The organism is Streptomyces sp. NPDC005761, from assembly GCF_040630635.1.
In the GTDB taxonomy this organism is placed as follows: Bacteria; Actinomycetota; Actinomycetes; order Streptomycetales; family Streptomycetaceae; genus Streptomyces.
This window is the reverse complement of record NZ_JBEXXX010000009.1, coordinates 111594-128964: the sequence shown is the minus strand read 5'-3', so window position 1 is coordinate 128964 and position 17371 is coordinate 111594. Positions and strand designations below refer to the sequence as shown.

At 70.4% G+C, this 17371-nt stretch carries 17 protein-coding genes; 5 read left to right on the top strand and 12 right to left on the bottom strand.

Annotated features, from left to right (window positions below):
• Window positions 1–255 precede the first annotated feature (255 nt).
• From ABZ434_RS11655 to clpS, 7 genes are all read right to left on the bottom strand, one after another.
• Window positions 256–1206 carry a cysteine synthase gene (locus ABZ434_RS11655; protein WP_359134376.1) on the bottom strand — a complete coding sequence of 317 codons (951 nt, stop codon included), beginning with the start codon at window positions 1204–1206 and terminating at the stop codon, window positions 256–258.
• Window positions 1206–1484: a MoaD/ThiS family protein gene (locus ABZ434_RS11650; RefSeq protein WP_266779301.1), complete on the bottom strand. Its 279-nt coding sequence runs from the start codon at window positions 1482–1484 to the stop codon at window positions 1206–1208. Before ABZ434_RS11650 ends, ABZ434_RS11655 begins: the two co-directional genes overlap by 1 nt.
• A gap of 123 nt (window positions 1485–1607) precedes the next feature.
• Window positions 1608–1733 carry a putative leader peptide gene (locus tag ABZ434_RS11645; protein ID WP_261991849.1) on the bottom strand — a complete coding sequence of 42 codons (126 nt, stop codon included), beginning with the start codon at window positions 1731–1733 and terminating at the stop codon, window positions 1608–1610.
• Between the two features lie 133 nt (window positions 1734–1866).
• Window positions 1867–2298: a M67 family metallopeptidase gene (locus ABZ434_RS11640; RefSeq protein WP_359134373.1), complete on the bottom strand. Its 432-nt coding sequence runs from the start codon at window positions 2296–2298 to the stop codon at window positions 1867–1869.
• Between the two features lie 91 nt (window positions 2299–2389).
• A complete protein-coding gene (locus ABZ434_RS11635; RefSeq protein WP_359134371.1) occupies window positions 2390–3826 on the bottom strand; it encodes an amino acid permease in 1437 nt (478 codons plus the stop codon).
• A 308-nt stretch (window positions 3827–4134) separates the two neighbouring features.
• Entirely contained in the window at window positions 4135–4755 is a 621-nt protein-coding gene (locus ABZ434_RS11630; protein ID WP_359134369.1) for a DUF2017 domain-containing protein, read from the bottom strand.
• A 43-nt stretch (window positions 4756–4798) separates the two neighbouring features.
• Window positions 4799–5104 (bottom strand): ATP-dependent Clp protease adapter ClpS, encoded by a 306-nt coding sequence (clpS, locus tag ABZ434_RS11625; RefSeq protein ID WP_018555894.1) that lies wholly within the window; start codon window positions 5102–5104, stop codon window positions 4799–4801.
• A gap of 134 nt (window positions 5105–5238) precedes the next feature.
• On the opposite strand from clpS, the gene ABZ434_RS11620 reads away from it, so the two are divergent.
• A complete protein-coding gene (locus ABZ434_RS11620) occupies window positions 5239–6567 on the top strand; it encodes a nicotinate phosphoribosyltransferase (protein WP_359134368.1) in 1329 nt (442 codons plus the stop codon).
• 294 nt (window positions 6568–6861) lie between these two features.
• A complete protein-coding gene (locus ABZ434_RS11615; protein ID WP_359134366.1) occupies window positions 6862–7446 on the top strand; it encodes an isochorismatase family protein in 585 nt (194 codons plus the stop codon).
• Between the two features lie 19 nt (window positions 7447–7465).
• Here ABZ434_RS11615 and ABZ434_RS11610 read toward each other — a convergent pair whose 3' ends face one another.
• Together ABZ434_RS11610 and ABZ434_RS11605 are read right to left on the bottom strand one after the other, a co-directional pair.
• Entirely contained in the window at window positions 7466–7798 is a 333-nt protein-coding gene (locus ABZ434_RS11610; RefSeq protein WP_187285161.1) for a hypothetical protein, read from the bottom strand.
• A 126-nt stretch (window positions 7799–7924) separates the two neighbouring features.
• Complete coding sequence (locus ABZ434_RS11605) at window positions 7925–10324, bottom strand: immune inhibitor A domain-containing protein (RefSeq protein ID WP_359134364.1); 2400 nt, start codon at window positions 10322–10324, stop codon at window positions 7925–7927.
• Between the two features lie 370 nt (window positions 10325–10694).
• On the opposite strand from ABZ434_RS11605, the gene ABZ434_RS11600 reads away from it, so the two are divergent.
• Entirely contained in the window at window positions 10695–11036 is a 342-nt protein-coding gene (locus tag ABZ434_RS11600) for a hypothetical protein (protein ID WP_359134362.1), read from the top strand.
• Between the two features lie 42 nt (window positions 11037–11078).
• Here ABZ434_RS11600 and ABZ434_RS11595 read toward each other — a convergent pair whose 3' ends face one another.
• Together ABZ434_RS11595 and ABZ434_RS11590 are read right to left on the bottom strand one after the other, a co-directional pair.
• The gene (locus ABZ434_RS11595) at window positions 11079–11738 is read right to left on the bottom strand and encodes an RDD family protein (protein WP_359134360.1); all 660 of its coding nucleotides are present in this window, start codon (window positions 11736–11738) and stop codon (window positions 11079–11081) included.
• Window positions 11739–11859: 121 nt separating this feature from the next.
• Window positions 11860–13371: an RDD family protein gene (locus ABZ434_RS11590; RefSeq protein ID WP_359134358.1), complete on the bottom strand. Its 1512-nt coding sequence runs from the start codon at window positions 13369–13371 to the stop codon at window positions 11860–11862.
• 245 nt (window positions 13372–13616) lie between these two features.
• Here ABZ434_RS11590 and ABZ434_RS11585 point away from each other — a divergent pair, with 245 nt between their 5' ends.
• Window positions 13617–14093 (top strand): SsgA family sporulation/cell division regulator, encoded by a 477-nt coding sequence (locus ABZ434_RS11585; protein ID WP_359134356.1) that lies wholly within the window; start codon window positions 13617–13619, stop codon window positions 14091–14093.
• Window positions 14094–14127: 34 nt separating this feature from the next.
• Here the strand turns inward: ABZ434_RS11585 and ABZ434_RS11580 are convergent, their stop codons facing one another.
• Complete coding sequence (locus ABZ434_RS11580; RefSeq protein WP_359134354.1) at window positions 14128–15495, bottom strand: FAD-linked oxidase C-terminal domain-containing protein; 1368 nt, start codon at window positions 15493–15495, stop codon at window positions 14128–14130.
• 97 nt (window positions 15496–15592) lie between these two features.
• Here ABZ434_RS11580 and ABZ434_RS11575 point away from each other — a divergent pair, with 97 nt between their 5' ends.
• Window positions 15593–17341, top strand: coding sequence for a tetratricopeptide repeat protein (locus ABZ434_RS11575; RefSeq protein WP_359134353.1), 1749 nt, complete (start codon window positions 15593–15595; stop codon window positions 17339–17341).
• Window positions 17342–17371: the final 30 nt, after the last annotated feature.

Below are 17371 nucleotides of genomic sequence, written 5' to 3'. Positions count from 1 at the left end.
CTCGGTGGGGGGTGGGCGCGCCGGCGGCGGTGTGCGCCTGCGGCGGGCCTGTTCCCCCGCCCGCCCGTTCCCGTAGCTGGGGCCGCTGCCACCGGGCCCCCGCTCCTCAAGCGTCGGCGAGGCTGCCTTTCAGGGCCCTCCGGCGCTTGAGGAGCGGAGGTGCGGGGGCGAAGCCCCCGAAACGGCGGACGCCGGGGGTCCCCGACCTCTGTGGTCGGGAACCCCCGGCGTCCGGGGTGCGTACAGCGCGTGGGCCTACGCCCAGAGCTGGCCCTGCAGCGTTTCGATCGCCGCTTCTGTCGTGGGTGCGGTGTAGACGCCCGTCGACAGGTATTTCCAGCCTCCGTCGGCGACGACGAAGACGATGTCGGCGCTCTCCTGGGCCTTGACCGCCTTGTTGCCGACGCCGATCGCGGCGTGCAGCGCGGCGCCGGTGGAGACGCCCGCGAAGATGCCCTCCTGCTGGAGGAGTTCGCGGGTGCGGGTGACGGCGTCGGCGGATCCTACGGAGAAGCGGGTGGTGAGGACCGAGGCGTCGTAGAGCTCGGGGACGAAGCCCTCGTCGAGGTTGCGCAGGCCGTAGACGAGGTCGTCGTAACGCGGTTCCGCAGCGACGATCTTGATGCCGTCAACGTGTTCGCGCAGGTAGCGGCCGACGCCCATGAGGGTGCCCGTGGTGCCGAGGCCGGCGACGAAGTGGGTGATGGAGGGAAGGTCGGTGAGGATCTCGGGGCCGGTGGTGGCGTAGTGGGCGCCCGCGTTGTCGGGGTTGCCGTACTGGTAGAGCATGACCCAGTCGGGGTGCTCGGCCGCGAGTTCCTTGGCGACGCGGACGGCGGTGTTGGAGCCGCCCGCGGCCGGGGAGGAGATGATCTCCGCGCCCCACATGGCGAGGAGGTCGCGCCGCTCCTGGGAGGTGTTCTCCGGCATCACGCAGACGATGCGGTAGCCCTTGAGCTTGGCCGCCATGGCCAGCGAGATGCCGGTGTTGCCGCTGGTGGGTTCGAGGATGGTGCAGCCGGGGGTGAGCCGGCCGTCCTTCTCGGCCTGCTCGACCATGTGGAGCGCGGGGCGGTCCTTGATCGAGCCGGTGGGGTTGCGGTCCTCCAGCTTGGCCCAGATGCGGACGTCGTCCGACGGTGACAGCCGCGGCAGGCGGACGAGCGGGGTGTTGCCCACTGCGGCGAGCGGGCTGTCGTAGCGCATCAGTTCATGCCGCCGGCGACGGCCGGGAGGATGGTGATGTTGTCGCCGTCGCTGAGCTTGGTGGAGATGCCGTCGAGGAAGCGGACGTCCTCGTCGTTGAGGTAGACGTTCACGAAGCGGCGGAGCTGGTCGCCGTCGACGATGCGCTCACGGATGCCGGTGTGGCGGCTTTCCAGGTCCGTGAAGAGGTCGGCGAGGGTGTCCCCGTTGCCTTCGACGGCCTTGGCGCCGTCGGTGTAGGTGCGGAGGATGGTCGGGATGCGGACCTCGATGGCCATGGCGTGGGCTCCTGTCGAAGCGGAGTGGTGGCGGTGGGCGTGGGGCGCGCGGCTCTGCCCCCGCGCAGGGGGTGGTGCGTGACGGGTGGCGTCCGGTGGGGCGGCGCCGGGCCTGGGCCCGGCTCAGGCCTCGCGGCCGGCGGTCCGGTGGTTCGTACAGATCGCGCTGGCGAGTCGGCACAGGTCGACGTGCAGGCGCGCCACGAGCAGCGTGCCCGGCGTCTTGTCGCTCACGTCATGGGGAACCATGCGCTCATCGTATCGATTCCCGGTCCGGGATCCGGAATGTGATCTCACCTGATGGATGGTTGGCGTTCGGCAGGTGGACAGAGAGGGGCGGGAGGCCCTGTCCACCTGCCGCGCTCCGGTGCCGGTGCCGAGGTCAGGGTGCGGGGTGGGCGGCGACGACCTCGACGTCCTCCTCGGTGATCTCGCCGTCCACGATGCGGTACGAGCGGAACTGGAAGGGCCCCGCGTCGTCGGTGTCGGCGGTCGAGACCAGGACGTAGTGGGCGCCGGGTTCGTTGGCGTACGTGACGTCGGTGCGGGAGGGGTAGGCCTCGGTCGCCGTGTGCGAGTGGTAGACGATCACGGGCTCCTCGTCGCGGTCGTCCATGTCGCGGTAGAGCTTGAGGAGGTCGGCCGAGTCGAATTCGTAGAACGTGGGCGAGCGGGCCGCGTTGAGCATGGGGATGAAGCGTTCGGGGCGGCCGGTTCCGGCGGGCCCGGCGACCACGCCGCACGCCTCGTCGGGGTGGTCGGCGCGGGAGTGCGCGACGATCTGGTCGTACAGCGCCTGGGTGATGGTCAGCATGGCGCCCAGGATAGGACGACGGGCCCCTGCGTACCGAGGAGTGGTACGCGGGGGCCCGCATCGTGGACGCGACCTCTGTGCGGCCTGTGGTTCAGCGGCCGGCGAAGGCCTTGTTCCCGGGGTTGCGGGCCTTGAGGACCAGGTAGGAGACACCGAGGATCAGGGCCCACAGCGGAGCGCAGTAGAGCGAGATCCTGGCGTCCTTGTCGATGCCCATCATGACGATGACGACGCCGATGAAGGCGAGGGCGAAGACGCTGGTGTACGGGGCTCCGGGGGCCCGGAAGGTGGACTGCGGGAGGACACCGCGGTCGGCCAGGCGGCGGTAGCGGAGCTGGCTCACCAGGATCATGATCCAGGCCCACATGCCGGAGATGGTGGCGAAGGAGACGACGTAGGTGAAGGCGTCACCGGGCCACTGGTAGTTGATCCAGACGCCGACGAGCATGAGGGCGGCGGAGACCGTGGTGCCGACGAGGGGGGTGCCGCTCCTCGTGAGCCGGGTGAAGAACTTCGGTCCCTGGCCGTTGAGCGCGAGGTCGCGCAGCATCCGGCCGGTGGAGTACATGCCGGAGTTGCAGGAGGAGAGTGCGGCGGTCAGGACGACGAAGTTGACGATGCCGGCGCCGAGGCCGAGGCCCATCTTCTCGAACGCTTCGACGAACGGGGAGACGCCGGGTGAGAACTCGGTCCAGGGGACGACCGAGAGGATCATGATGAGGGCGCCGACGTAGAAGACGGCGATGCGCCACGGCACGGTGTTGATGGCCTTGGGCAGGACGGTCTTGGGGTCCTTGGACTCGCCCGCGGTGACGCCGACGAGTTCGACGGCGAGGAAGGCGAACATCACGATCTGCAGCGTCATCAGGGTGCCCTTGATGCCGTGCGGGAAGAAGCCGCCGTCGGACCACAGATGGGTGACGGACGCGGTGTCGCCGGCGTCGGAGAATCCGAGGGTGAGGATTCCGGCACAGATGAGGATCATGCCGACGATGGCGGTGACCTTGACCATCGAGAACCAGAATTCGAGCTCTCCGAACAACTTCACGGAGATCAGGTTCACGCCGTACAGAATGATCGTGAAGATCAGTGCGGACACCCATTGCGGAATGTCGAACCAGAAGGTCATGTACTGGGCTGCGGCGGTCACTTCGGTGATTCCGGTGACGACCCAGAAGAGCCAGTAGGTCCAGCCGGTGACGAAGCCTGCGAAGGGGCCGACGAATTCGCGGGCGTACTCCGAGAAGGAGCCCGAGACCGGGCGGTACATGAGGAGTTCGCCGAGCGCCCGCATGATGAAGAAGATGACCAGGCCCGCGATGGCGTACGCCAGGATGAGGCTGGGTCCGGCCTTGGCGATGGCTTTGCCGGCGCCGAGGAAGAGGCCGGTGCCGATGGCCCCGCCGATCGCGATCATCTGGATCTGGCGGGCGCCGAGTGCTCTTTGGTAGCCCTCGGCGGAAGTGGTGGCATCCGCGGCTGCGGCGTGCGGGTTCTGTCCCTTGTCGTCGACCTGCGCCGATGTCATGTGCTGCGCCTTTCTCCACGCCGATCCGGGCCTTGCGGCCGCGGATCAGGTCCTGATCCCCCCGGATATGGATGGAGTGCTGCCGGTGGTTGCCGGCTCGTAGCGCCTACCCGGGAACAGGGGTGGCGTCCCCGAGTGGTCGTGAAGATTTATCACGGACACATCGGTGATCCACCGGACATTATGTGGCGCAGACCACAGGAAAAAGCGGACAACGGGGGCCGGGTGCTGCAAAAAAGACCGATCAGGTGACGCGATCGTTATTCGGATTTGAGCGTCCGTTGAGCGAACACCCGGTGGCCGGCCTCTTACGGCATCAGCGTTTCGACGAGTGTTTCCTGGAGTGCGCCCAGCCAGAGGTAGGCCATGACCATGGGCTTGCGCGGGTCGCTGTCCGGCAGCCGGTAGAGGGAGCCGCTCTCGCCCTCGTCCTCGTCGGAGACCTCCAGGCGGGTGCCGATGGTGAGCCGGAGGTCGTTGAGGGAGCCCAGCCAGTTGCGGCATTCGTCGGCGGTGAGGGTGAGGACGGCTACGCCCTCCTCACGCTTGCCGGAGTCGCTGCGCGACGCCCCTTCCGATTGCGGTGCGAGCGCGTCCAGGGTGCGGACGACGACCAGGGCGTCGTCGCGCTTGCGGGTGCGCAGGTCGTTCTCGGTGAAGCGGCGGAACTCGGCTGAAGCGGCCCGCAGTTCGGTGTCGTCGTCGCCGTAGGCCTCGGGGAAGAGGCGGGCCAGGGCGGGGTCGGAGGGCGGTTCGCTGGGGCCCTCGGCGAACAGCGCGGCAAGCGGGTCCTCGCCCTCGGCGGGTTCGTCGCCGGGACCGATGAGTTCGAGCAGCTGGACGGCGAGGGAGCGCAGGATCGCGATCTCCACCTCGTCGAGCGCGACGGCCGCGCCGCCGCCGGGGGTGGCCTCGAAGTGGCCGGCCATGGGTTCTCTCCGATGGTGGTCGGGCGGGAGGGTGGTGCGGGTGTCAGTTGCGGTCCTGGGTGAGGGTGGCCCACAGTCCGTAGCCGTGCATGGCCTGGACATCGCGTTCCATCTCTTCACGGCTCCCGCTGGAGACGACGGCGCGACCCTTCTGATGGACGTCGAGCATCAGCTTGTGGGCCTTGTCCTTGGAGTAGCCGAAGTAGGCCTGGAAGACATAGGTCACGTAGCTCATCAGGTTGACCGGGTCGTTGTGGACCAGCGTCACCCAGGGGACGTCGGGCTCGGGGACGACGAGGTTCTCCTCGGCCGATTCAGGACGTTCGATCTCTACGGGGGCGACGCTCACCTACCCCATGCTGCCACCCGGGAGGGGGCATCGCACAAACGGGGCCGGTGGCGCGGCGGGCCGGACCCGGCCGTCGGAGGGGCCCCGGCACCCCCATCTCGTCACTTTGACGAAATAGGGGTAGCATCCCCGGCATGAACTCAGCGGACCTTGGGCGACGCGTCGGTGTGCCGTCGACCGCACTCTTCACCGACCAGTACGAGCTCACGATGGTGCAGGCCGCACTGAAGGCCGGCACCGCCGGCCGGCGCTCGGTCTTCGAGGCGTTCACCCGACGGCTGCCCGAGGGACGGCGCTACGGCGTCGTCGCGGGTATCGGGCGGGTCCTGGACGCGGTGGAGAACTTCCACTTCGACGACGAGATGCTCACCTTCCTGCGCGACCAGAACGTGGTCGACGGGCCCACGCTCGACTATCTGGCGGACTACCGCTTCAGCGGCGACATCTGGGGCTACCCGGAGGGCGAGGTGTACTTCCCGGGCTCGCCGATCCTGCGGGTCGAGGGCTCCTTCGCCGAGTGCGTGCTGCTGGAGACGGTGATCCTGTCGATCCTCAACCACGACTCGGCCATCGCCGCGGCGGCCTCGCGGATGTCGGCGGCGGCGGGCGGGCGCGGGCTGATCGAGATGGGTGCCCGGCGCACGCACGAGCTGTCGGCGGTGGCGTCGGCCCGTGCCGCGTACATCGGCGGCTTCGACACCACGTCGGACCTGGCCGCGGGCTTCCGCTACAACATCCCGACGGTCGGCACGAGCGCCCACGCGTTCACCCTGCTGCACGACTCCGAGCGTGACGCCTTCCGGGCCCAGGTCGACTCGCTGGGGCGCGACACGACGCTGCTGGTCGACACGTACGACGTCACCGCGGCGGTCCGTACGGCGGTCGAGGTGGCCGGGACGGAGCTGGGGGCGGTCCGGATCGACTCGGGCGACCTGCTGCTGGTCGCACACCGGGTGCGCCAGCAACTGGACGAGCTGGGCGCCACGGAGACGAAGATCGTGGTGACCTCGGACCTGGACGAGTACGCCATCGCCTCACTGGCCGCGGCGCCGGTGGACGCGTACGGGGTGGGCACACAACTGGTCACGGGCAGCGGACACCCCACCTGCTCGATGGTCTACAAGCTGGTCGCCCGCGCCGCCTCGGCGGATCCGGCCGACGAGCTGCGGCCGGTGGCGAAGAAGTCGCTGGGCGCGAAGTCGTCGAAGGGCGGTCGCAAGTGGGCGGCCCGCCGGCTGGACGAGGACGGGGTCGCCGAGGCCGAGGTGATCGGCACGGGCCCGGTCCCGGCGGAGCTGGCCGGCCGGCAGCTGCTGGTGGAACTGGTCAGGGGCGGCGAGGTGGTCGCGCGGGAGCCGCTGGACGCTGCTCGGGAGCGGCACATCGCCGCACGGGCGGGGTTGCCGATGTCCGCGATGCAGTTGTCCCGTGGGGAGCCGGTGCTGCCCACCGAGTACGTGTGAGTCCGCGTGCGGTTCGGTGCGGGGGTCCGGGGGCGCCCGGTGATCGCTTCGTCCTCGATCTCCCCCGTAGCCTGGGCATGGTAGGCACCCCCTCGACGGGCTTGATTCTCCCGCCCGGGCCCGGTTTTCCGCTCGGGCCGGACTTTCCGCCCGGGCTCGATTTGCCGTTCGGGCCTGATTTTCCCGCCCGGGCTCGATTTGCCCGGGTGCCCCCTCCCTATCGCAGGCCCGAGTCCCTAGGCTCGATGCCACCCCCGTAACCGCCGCCCACTCCCCCACCGAAGGACACCCGCCATGCACCGCGCCTTGATCGTCGTGGACGTCCAGAACGACTTCTGCGAGGGCGGGAGCCTCGCGGTCGCCGGGGGCGCCGATGTCGCCGCCGCCATCACCGACCTGATCGGTGAGGCCCAGCCGGGCTACCGGCACGTCGTGGCCACCCGTGACCACCACGTGGACCCGGGTGATCACTTCTCGCCGGAGCCGGACTTCGAGCACTCCTGGCCCACGCACTGCGTCGCCGGTACGGAGGGGGTGGGCTTCCACCCCAATTTCGCCCCCGCGGTCGCCTCCGGTGCGATCGACACCGTCTTCGACAAGGGCGCGTACGCCGCCGCGTACAGCGGCTTCGAGGGCCAGGACGAGAACGGGACGGGCCTGGCCGAGTGGCTGCGCGACCGCGGGATCACCGAGGTCGACGTGGTCGGTATCGCGACCGACCACTGCGTCCGGGCCACCGCGCTCGACGCCGTCCGTGAGGGCTTCGCCACGCACGTACTGCTGGATCTGACCGCGGGCGTCGCCGAGGCGACGACGGACCGGGCGCTGGCCGAGCTGCGGGACGCCGGTGTGGTGCTCTCCGGCAAGCCGGTGGTCTGAGGGGCGGGACGGCCGGGGGTCAGCTCTGCCGGGCCGGCAGGGCGGGCCTCAGGAGGGCTCGTATCGGGTGCCAGAGCTCCTGGGCCCGCTCGGGTCTCGCGCGCCACAGCAGGCCGTCGGGGTGGTGCAGGACGGCGGTGATCTCGTCCGGGGTGGGCGGTTCCGCGTTGCCGCGGAGGTAGACCGCGCGCAGGCCCAGATTGCGCAGCCGGGTCAGTGCCCGGGCCCGGTTCGCCGCGTGTACCAGGACGCGTACCGGGGTGTCCGGTCCCACGCCCTCCGCCGGGCTCGGCAGCGTGATCGCGACGACCACACTGCCGTTCGGCAATTTGCTGAATCCTCCGCCTGCCATGCTCCGTGCTCCCCCGTGAGACATCGTGTGTCAATAAGAAAACGAACAAGAGGCACCTAAACACGATCGGCCGCCGCCCGCTAGAGGGCGACGGCCGATCATGCTTTGACCTGCGGTTTTACGGAATTACTTGTGCGACGGACCCACCTTGACGGTCACCGTCGAGCCACTGAGCGGCTCGTTGACGATCGAGATCCGGGTGTTGGTGTCAGTTACCTGCACGCTTCCGGTCTTGTTCTCCTTGTACCAGTAGGTGCCCTTGTGGTCGTCGAAGACCGGAACGCCGAGCTGCGGCTTGATCTTCGTGGCCACGTCACCGTTGTGCAGCGTGAAGCCGTCGGTGGGGTACCAGCTGAACGGAGCGTCGAAGGGCTGGATCTTGTTGCGGATGACCGTGCCGTCCGACCACTTCAGCGGCTTGGCGTGCGCGTCGATCGGCAGGATCAGGCCCTGACCCGGGTGGGTCGAGACGTTGTTGTCCTTCTGGGAGGTGTCCCACAGCCAGATCAGCAGGCCGTTCTGGTACGGGTAGTGCTCGACCCAGTCCGGACGGGTGTTGGAGAACCCGAAGTTGTACGGGCCGACCTTGAGGGTCTGGTCGTACGAGACGTACTGGCGGTTCTCCGCGAGGTAGAACTGCGGGTAGTCCTTGGTGAAGGACCCGCCCACGCGGGAGAAGCCCTTGACGGTCCAGCCGTTGTCGTCGCCCTCGGCGTTGTCCGTGAAGAGCGCGGCGCCGTCGGCGTTGACCGCGATGGTGTCGGCCGCGAAGCCGATGCCGCCCGCGCCACCGTCGGTGGTGTAGCGGAAGCGGACGTCGATCTTCTTGCCGGCGTAGGCGTCGAGCGAGTACGACAGCTTCTGGTACTTGCCGGAGACGTCGGTCAGGGCCGGCTTGTCACTGGCGTCGCGCGGGATGGCCACGCCGTCGGCGGTGCCGTCGATCGCGGTCCAGCTGGTGCCGCCGTTCTCCGACACCTCGGTGTAGAGGTAGTCGTAGTCCGCCTCGATGTCCCACCAGCCCGAAAGGTCCAGGGACGCCTTGGACTTGCCGGTCAGGTCGACCGGACGGGACAGGGTGTTGTTGAGGTTGTCACCCATGTCGCTCCACCACTGCTTGGCGCCCTCGGCGGGCGTCGTGACGGCGGTGGTGACGGCCTTGTCGGGCAGCTCGACGACGAGTGCCTGCTTGTTGCTGGTGTTGTACTCGGAGACACCCAGCTTGTGGGTGGACTTCGTCGCGGCCTTGGCCGTGTCGTAGTCCAGCCAGCCGAGCTGGAACTTGTCCCAGGCGGTCATGTCGCCGGGCAGGTCACCGATGCTGTTCTTACCGGTGCCGAGCCAGGAACCGGCCGACATCAGCGACCAGAAACCGACCGAGTTCTCGGCGGTGTTGGTCGTGTCGTACAGGTCCGGCAGACCGAGGTCGTGGCCGTACTCGTGGGCGAAGACGCCCAGGCCGCCGTTCTCGGGCTGCGCGGTGTAGTCGCCGACCCAGATGCCGGTGTCACCGATCTGCGTGCCGCCGGCCTTGTTGTCGGCCGGGCCGGTCGCGCCGGCGTTGGTGCCGTAGGCGTACCAGCGGTGCGCCCAGATGGCGTTGGTGCCCTCGGCGCCGCCGCCCGCGGACTCGTCCTCGCCGGCGTGCACGATCTGGAAGTGATCGATGTAGCCGTCGGGCTCGTTGAAGTTGCCGTCACCGTCGAAGTCGTAACGGTCCCACTGGTCGTACTGGGCGAGATCGGCCTTGATCTGCTCGGGCGTACGGCCCTTGGCCTTCTGGTCGGCGGCCCAGGCGTTCACGCCGTCCTTGATCATGTCCCAGGCGTTGGCGCAGTTGGTCGAACCGCAGTAGTTCGAGCCGTAGCGGGCCTCGTTGTACGGGACCTTGACCCAGTCGGAGACCTCGCCCTCGACCGAGTAGCGCCCGGAGGACGTCTTCTCGTAGTACGTCTTGAGCGAGTTCTTGCCGGCACCCTCGCCGAAGTACAGGTCCTGGAAGTGGGCCTGGTTGTAATCGGCCTGCCAGGCGGTGCTGTTGTCCTTCGCGGGGTCCGGCTTGGCTATCTTGTTGTGCGCCGGTCCGGGCGTGCCGCCGTACTTCGGGACGGCGGGCTTGGGGCCCGCGCCGTCCGGGTCGAACATGGTCGTGTTGTCGACCTGGTCGCCGAACTCCACCAGGACGGTGAAGATCTTGTCGGTCTTCTCGCGCTGTACCTCGACGTACTTGTTGTCGTCGAGCTTGACGACCTTGGAGCCGTTGCGCGCCGACACCTTCTTGTCGCCGGATATGACCTTCTCCAGGGCGGCCTGACGCTGGGCGTCCTGCTGCTTGCTGAAGGGGCCTTCCAGGTTGTGCGCGTCGCCCTTGGCCGACCCCGGGTCCCGGCGGTCTACGGCTGTGGCGGCGGCGCCTGACGCCTGGTCATCTGCCTGAGCGGTGGCGAAGGCGGATGCGGTGGCGGCGGTCGCAGCCATGGCCACGACAACCGCCCCGGTGCGAAGCGCCCGTCTTTTAATGATCACGTGATGCAGTCCTCCCCGGCGCCCGCGGCTACGGCCTTGGAGGTGTAAAGGGGCCGCGCGCGGTAACGCGTCACAAGTGACGACATTCGACCGGAGTTACGGAAGAAAAGACAGACCTTGACTTGAACAGGCCAAGTGCACTATGCAGGAGCGCGTTTCCGGTATCCGGACGACCACTCCACGCCCGACCGGCGCGCCAAAGCTTCTCACAGGCGTGCGGCATGACTCCGTGCGCCCCCCGTGCACCGGTACCGTGGGTTAGGTGACGCTTACCACCCGTTCCGCTCGGGCATTCACCGTCGTAGAGTCACTTGACAGCGAGACCGTGTCGAGAGACTGCCCATCCGACGTCCCGAGGACGGATACCGCCATGCCGCGTCCCACTGCTGCACAGCTCTCCTACGGTTCGGTGACCGTCGTCTTCTCGACCCTCGCCATGCTGCTGCTGTCCCGTACCGAATCGGGCATCGGCATCGCCGTCATCGGTACGGCCGCGCTCGCGCTCGGTCTGCTGGTGGCCGTCACCGTTCCGCTGCCGGCGCGCAGGAAGACAGCGAAAGCGGCGAGGACGGGGGCCGCGGTGTCCGCACACCGTGGCACCGTCCCCGCCGCTGCCGAACCCGAGGGCCGCACCCTCGACCCCGTACAGAGCAGGATCCCGGCCGCACGCGCCGCGTCGGAGCGGGTGGGCGAGCACTCGCTGCGGCGCTGACCGTCACCGCCGGGAGGGTGCCGACGCCCTCCCGGCCGCCCGTCAGTTGGTGACCACCACCACGGTCTTGGCCGCCTTGTCCTGCAGCCCCTGCCTGTAGGGCTTGTCCGTGAACATCAGCACGATGTTGATCAGCCACCACAGGCACGGGCAGCACAGCAGCGCCGGCAGCCACAGCACCACCGCCCGCAGGAACGCGCTGCCGGTGTCCGGGACCCTGCCGTCGTTGAGCATCGCGACGCGCAGCTTCAGCAGCCGCTTGCCCAGGGTGCGGCCGTCCTTGTGCGTGAAGTACGTGTCGTACGCGACGTAGACCGCCAGGGCGATCAGCGACCAGAGCAGCTGATGCCCGGTGTACGTCTGGGCGAAGACGTCGCTGACGTCGTCGTCGTTGTTGTTGTCCGCCATCTCCACCGCGCCGCCCCAGGGCAGCGAGATCAGGTACAGCGGGATCGAGATGATCAGGAAGTCGATCAGCCGGGCCAGGATCCGCTTGCCGGGCTCGGCGAGCGGTGGCATGCCCGCCAGCGGATCCGATCCGCCGTACTGGCCACCGCCGTACGGACCGGGGTCGTACGGCGGCGGAGGCGGCGCGCCGCCGTAGGGCGAGCCCGATGACGGCGGCGGCTGGGACCCGGGCGGCTTCTTGGAGAACGGGTCGTCCTCGGGCGGCTGGCCGGACGTCGGCTGATCGTTGCTCATGGGGGCAGTGCACCCCGCCCCAGGGGCCCCCGCAACGCCTCAGGTGCGTTCGGGGGAACGGGATCCGCCCGACGGCCCTCACCCGAAGGGCCGTCAGCCGTGCGGGTCGCTCCCCGGACGGTTACCGGCCCGCGACGAAGGTGCGGGCCGCCTTGTCGTGCCAGCACTGGCGCCACGGCCGGTCGATCAGGCACCAGAGCACGTCGACCACGCCGATCACCAGGAGACCGAGCACGCCGTAGACCAGCCAGCGGCGCAGCGCTGCACCGAAGCCGGGCGCGTCGTGGGACTCGATGTCGCGTACGTCGAGACCGCAGAGCTTCTTGCCGAGCGTACGGCCCCACTTCGCGGTCGGCAGCGCCTCCAGGAGGATGCCCAGCACCAGGAAGACACCGAGGACCGCGCCTGCCAGGGCCGCCGTCGTGGAGTCCAGCAGCCAGACCGTGACGGTCTCGCCCGACAGCTTGGCCGCGTCGATCTTCTCGTCGACGTGGTCCGCGGCCCGGGACACGAGCGGCACGGCGACGGCCCCGACGAGGGCGCCGAGCACCACCGTGTCGATGAGCCGGGCGGCGAGCCGTTTGCCCAGCGCAGCCGGGCGGGCCGCCGTCCGGGCCGCGGCGAGCTGCTGGAAGTGGTCGTCGACCGGGGGCTTCCAGGGCACGACGGGCTGGTCGGGCTGCGGTGCCTGCTGGGACTGCTGCGGGAACGCGGGCCGTTGCTGCTGCGCGGGCGGCTGCGGCCGGGCGGCCTGTTCGGGCCGGGCCAACTGGTGGACCTGCTGCGCCCAGGAGGTGGAGCCGCCGCCGGGGCCGGGCGTGAGCGGGCTGTTGAGCTCCGCGGGGGCCGGGGTGGGCGGGGTGTGCTGTGCGGCGGGCGTGGAGGGCTGTGCGGCGGGCTGTGGGGCGGCCGGCGCCGAGTCGTGGGTGATGGCACGGATCGTCATCGTGCCGTCGGCGGGCGGCTGCTGCGCGTCGCGCGGGGCGGGCGCCCTGCCGCCGGGTCCCACGGCCCGCATCGTGACGGTGCCGTCGGAGGGTGGCTCCGGCTTGTCGCCGCTCCCGGCGTCGGGGCGGCCCGGGCGGCCGATCCGGATGGCGACGGTGTTCTCGGGTGCCTGGCCGCCGCCGTCGCGCATGCCCGGCAGCGCCCCGCCGGTGGGATCCGCGGGTGCGGGTCGGCGGGGGTCTGCGGGGGCCCGGTCCGCCGGGGCGGTGTCGGGGGAACCGGCCGCGGGCGTCCGCGGATTGGTCGCGGCGGGCCCGCCCTGCGGTTCGGGCTGTCCGCCCCAGGAGACCCGCCGGTCGCGTTCGCCGCCGAAGCCGGTCTGCCGGGAGGCGTCGGCCTGCCAGGCGGTGGCGGGCTCGGGGCGGTTGCCCTCGTACGGCTCCTCGTCGAAGAAGACCGGTCCGGTCTCGTCCACCGCGGCGGGGCCGGATGCGGGGGCGTGCGGCGCGGCCTCGTCCTCGGCGGGTGCGGTGGGCATGGGTTCGCCCTGCTGCGGGGCGGGCCGGCTGGTGCCGGGCACCCACGAAGCGCCGTTCCAGTACCGGACATATCCGGGAATGGACGGGTCGGGGTAGTACCCCTCGCGGGGTCGGTCGTCACCGGGTGCCGGGGTTGGGGCGCTCATCACCGTGGTCCCGTATCTCTTCGAGGCGTTGGACCGGCCGGCAATGGGGGAACGGCCGGTCCTCATACAAGGGTCCACATCTATCAGACACCCGCCTGTCACCGGGCCGGTCCCGGTGTTTGGGCCACTTTCCGGGCACCCCGAAATATTTTTCCCGAAGTCGCGTAATGGATGGCGGGGAGGGCGCTCTCTCCCTGTGCGGGCGGTCGTGCGACCGGCCCACAGGCATCGAAAGGACGCACCTCATGGACACCGTCGTGGAACGAGAGCTGGAGCTCAAGCTCGTCCTGTCGCCCGAGCGCAGCATTCCCGTGCCCGCCCGGCTGACGTATCGCACCGAGGACCCCTACGCCGTGCACATCACCTTCCACATCGGGTCGGACGTGCCTGTGCACTGGACGTTCGCCCGCGAGCTGTTGGTCGAGGGGGTGTTCCGGCCGTGCGGGCACGGGGACGTGCGGATCTGGCCGACCAAGGTCGACGGGCGCAGCGTCATCTGCGTGGCGCTCACCTCGCCGGACGGCAACGCCCTGCTGGAGATGCCCTCCGCCGCGGTGGCCGCGTGGGTGGAGCGGACGCTGCGGATCGTCGCGCCGGGTACGGAGTCGGAGCGGCTCGGCATCGACGAGGCGCTGGCCGAGCTGCTCGCGCCGCTGCCTGCGGACGACCTGTGGATGAGTGACCCGTGGGCGTCGGACGAGTCGCAGGACGGGGAGAGTTGAGAGGTCGGGCGGGGCCGGGAAGGCTGTCCCGGCCTCAGAAGACCTTGCCCGGGTTGAGGAGGCCCAGGGGGTCGAAGGCCTGCTTGATGCCCCGGTGCAGTTCCACGCTCACGTCGCCGAGTTCCCGGGCGAGCCACTCCTTCTTGAGCACGCCCACGCCGTGTTCGCCGGTGATCGTGCCGCCGAGTTCGAGGCCGAGCGCCATGATCTCGTCGAAGGACTCCCGGGCGCGCCGGGACTCGTCGGCGTCGGTGTGGTCGAAGCAGACGACGGGGTGGGTGTTGCCGTCGCCGGCGTGGGCGCAGACGCCGATGGTGAGGTCGTACTTCTCGGCGACGGCCGCGGTGCCTTCGAGCATCGCGCCGAGCTGGGAGCGCGGCACGCACACGTCGTCGATCATGGTCGCCGACTTCACTGTCTCCAGCGCGGTGAGCGACATCCGCCGGGCCTGGAGCAGCATTTCCGATTCGGCGGCGTCCTCGGCGGGGACGACTTCGGTGGCTCCGGCGGCGGTGCAGAGTGCGGCGACGGCGGCGAGGTCCGCGGAGGGGTCCGGGGTGTCGAAGGCGGCGAGCAGGAGCGCCTCGGTGGAGTCGGGGAGGCCCATGTTCGCCATCTTGTTGACGGCGCGGACTGTTGTACGGTCCATCAGTTCGAGGAGTGACGGTGTGTGACCGCGCTCCATGATGCGGCAGACGGCGTCGCAGGCGCTCGCCGCGCTGGGGAACTCGGCGGCCAGGACGAGCTGCCGCGGCGGCTGCGGCTTGAGCGCGAGCACGGCCCCGACGACGATGCCCAGGCTGCCCTCGGAGCCGACGAAGAGCCGGGTGAGGTCGTACCCGGCGACGCCCTTGGCGGTGCGGCGGCCGGTGGTGAGCAGGCGCCCGTCCGCGAGGACGATGTCGAGGCCCAGGACGTATTCGGCGGTCACCCCGTATTTCACGCAGCACAGACCGCCGGACGCGGTGCCGATGTTGCCGCCGATGGTGCACATCTCCCAGCTGGAGGGGTCCGGCGGGTAGTACAGCCCGTGCTCGTTGACGGCGCGCGACAGGACGGCGTTGATGACGCCCGGTTCCACCACGGCGATGCGGTCGACGGGGCTGATCTCCAGGATCCGGTCCATCTTGACCAGGGAGAGCACGATGCAGCCGTCCGAGGCGTTGGCCGCGCCGGACAGGCCCGTGCGGGCGCCCTGGGGGACGACCGGGACGCGCAGGGCGGTGGCGGTGCGCATGATGTGCTGGACCTGCTCGACGGTGCGGGGGAGCGTGACGACGGCCGGGGTGCCCGCGTCGCAGAAGCTCGCCATGTCGTTGGCGTAGGAGGCGGTGATGTCCGGATCGGTGATCAGGGCCTCGGCCGGCAGACCCGCGCGCAGTAGTTCGAGAAGATCGTCCATGATCCAAGACTGACACCCGGGCCCATTGGTGTGAACCCGTATGCGGCAGCGTTCGTAAGACGCGGTGTGCTCTTCGTACTGACGCAGAGTGATCGGCATGGACGTCACGCCACAGCAGCCCCCGACGGCCTCCGGGCCGGACCACTCCCCCGAGACCCTCTGCCCCCCGCCCCACGAGTCCCCGCCGGACCTGCCGCCGGACCCCGCGTCCCTGGCCGAGCCGCCGCCCGCGTCGTTGCGCACGACGCTGCGCAGGGCGGCGTTCGGCGTGGTCGCGGGCGCGGTCCTGGTGACGGGCGCGGTGGTCGCGGTGCCCGACGACGACCGGGACGCGGCGCCGCCCGTGCCCGGTCCGGTCTCGCGGGCGATGAGCGCGACGGCCGCGGGTTCCCCCGCCTCGCTCTCCGATCTGACGGCGCTCATCGGGGACCGGCAGAAGTGGGTGGGCACGCACCCGTCGGACGCGCAGTCGTGGGCGGTGCTCGGGTCGGCGTACGTGGAATGGGGACGGCGGGCCTCCGACGCGGCGTACTACACCCGGGCCGAGCAGGCGCTGAAGCGGTCCCTGAACGTGCGGCCGGGCGACCGCGGGAACGAGGCGGCCTGGGTCGGCCTCGCCTCGCTCGCCAACGCCCGGCGCGACTTCGTGACGGCGAAGAAGTGGGGCGAGACCGTACGCGCGCGGCAGCCCAGGCAGTGGGCCGTGTACCCGGAGCTGATCGACGCCTACAACGGCCTGGGTGACTACAAGTCGGCGACGAAGGCGGTGGAGAAGTACGCCGCACTGCGGTCCGGTGTCCCGTCGCTGGGGCTGACCGCGCAGATGTACCGGGACCGGGGCTGGCGTGAGGACGCGCTGGCCACCGCGCAGGACGCCGCGAACCGGGCGAAGACGCCCGCGGAGAAGGCCGTCTGCCTGTCCCGGCTGGGCGAGCTGGCCTGGGAGCGGGGTGAGCCCCAGGAGGCGGTGGCCCAGTACGGGGCGGCGCTGCGCACCGATCCCGCCCATCACCCGTCCCTGGCCGGCCGGGCCCGCGCGCTGGCGGCCCTCGGCCGCACCGACGAGGCGCAGCGCGACTACCAGGCGGCGCTGAAGAAGTCGCCGAATCCGGCCTATCTGCTGGAGCTGGGCGAGCTGTACGAGTCGCTCGGCCTGGACGGCGACTCGGTCAACCAGTACACGAAGCTGCGCAGGGCGCTGGCCGACAGCAAGGCGCGGGGCGTGGACGACTCCCTGCTCCTGGGCCGCTTCGAGGCCGCCCACGGCGACGCGGCCGCGGCGGTGGAGCTGCTGCGCGCGGAGTGGGACCGAGGCCACCACAGCGCGGCGGTGGCCGATGCTCTGGGCTGGGCCCTGCACCGCTCGGGCGATCCGGACTCGGCGCTGGAGTACGCGGAACGGGCGGTCGACTCGGGCGGCCAGAACGCGTCGTACGCGTACCACCTGGGCATGGTGCAGCGGGCGTTGAAGGACTTCGGTCCGGCTCGCCGTCATCTGGAGGAGGCGCTGCGCACCAACCCGCAGTTCTCGCCGCTGGACGCGAGCCGGGCGCAGGAGGCGCTGGACACCCTGGGGCTGCCTCCGGCGGGCGGCCCGCAGGACATGCAGCCGGCTGCTCCGCCGGCTCCCGAGCCGTCGCAGGAGGGCTCGCAGGCCGACGGCTCCGGGCCCGCTCCGGTGGTGCCCGAGGCCCCGGCCGGCGAGCCCGCGCAGGCGCCCGGTGAGGCTCCGGCCCCGGCTGCCGGCCCGCCGGGACAGCGGGCGAAGCCGAGCGCTCCGAAGGCGGAGGGCCCCTCTCGGGCGCCGGCGAAGCCGTCGGCCGCGCAGTCACCGGCGGGGCGCTGACGCCCCGTGCCCCACAGCCCGGGGGGCGGG

Excerpts from the sequence above, each read along its gene's own strand:
- ABZ434_RS11615 (WP_359134366.1), top strand. The coding sequence starts at position 6,862 with ATGCACCGCGCCTTGATCGTCGTGGACGTCCAGAACGACTTCTGCGAG.
- ABZ434_RS11650 (WP_266779301.1), bottom strand. The coding sequence starts at position 1,484 with ATGGCCATCGAGGTCCGCATCCCGACCATCCTCCGCACCTACACCGAC.
- ABZ434_RS11635 (WP_359134371.1), bottom strand. The coding sequence starts at position 3,826 with ATGACATCGGCGCAGGTCGACGACAAGGGACAGAACCCGCACGCCGCA.
- ABZ434_RS11630 (WP_359134369.1), bottom strand. The coding sequence starts at position 4,755 with ATGGCCGGCCACTTCGAGGCCACCCCCGGCGGCGGCGCGGCCGTCGCG.
- ABZ434_RS11645 (WP_261991849.1), bottom strand. The coding sequence starts at position 1,733 with ATGGTTCCCCATGACGTGAGCGACAAGACGCCGGGCACGCTGCTCGTG.
- ABZ434_RS11610 (WP_187285161.1), bottom strand. The coding sequence starts at position 7,798 with ATGGCAGGCGGAGGATTCAGCAAATTGCCGAACGGCAGTGTGGTCGTC.
- ABZ434_RS11590 (WP_359134358.1), bottom strand. The coding sequence starts at position 13,371 with ATGAGCGCCCCAACCCCGGCACCCGGTGACGACCGACCCCGCGAGGGG.
- ABZ434_RS11595 (WP_359134360.1), bottom strand. The coding sequence starts at position 11,738 with ATGAGCAACGATCAGCCGACGTCCGGCCAGCCGCCCGAGGACGACCCG.
- ABZ434_RS11580 (WP_359134354.1), bottom strand. The coding sequence starts at position 15,495 with ATGGACGATCTTCTCGAACTACTGCGCGCGGGTCTGCCGGCCGAGGCC.
- ABZ434_RS11585 (WP_359134356.1), top strand. The coding sequence starts at position 13,617 with ATGGACACCGTCGTGGAACGAGAGCTGGAGCTCAAGCTCGTCCTGTCG.
- ABZ434_RS11655 (WP_359134376.1), bottom strand. The coding sequence starts at position 1,206 with ATGCGCTACGACAGCCCGCTCGCCGCAGTGGGCAACACCCCGCTCGTC.
- ABZ434_RS11640 (WP_359134373.1), bottom strand. The coding sequence starts at position 2,298 with ATGCTGACCATCACCCAGGCGCTGTACGACCAGATCGTCGCGCACTCC.
- ABZ434_RS11600 (WP_359134362.1), top strand. The coding sequence starts at position 10,695 with ATGCCGCGTCCCACTGCTGCACAGCTCTCCTACGGTTCGGTGACCGTC.
- ABZ434_RS11575 (WP_359134353.1), top strand. The coding sequence starts at position 15,593 with ATGGACGTCACGCCACAGCAGCCCCCGACGGCCTCCGGGCCGGACCAC.
- ABZ434_RS11620 (WP_359134368.1), top strand. The coding sequence starts at position 5,239 with ATGAACTCAGCGGACCTTGGGCGACGCGTCGGTGTGCCGTCGACCGCA.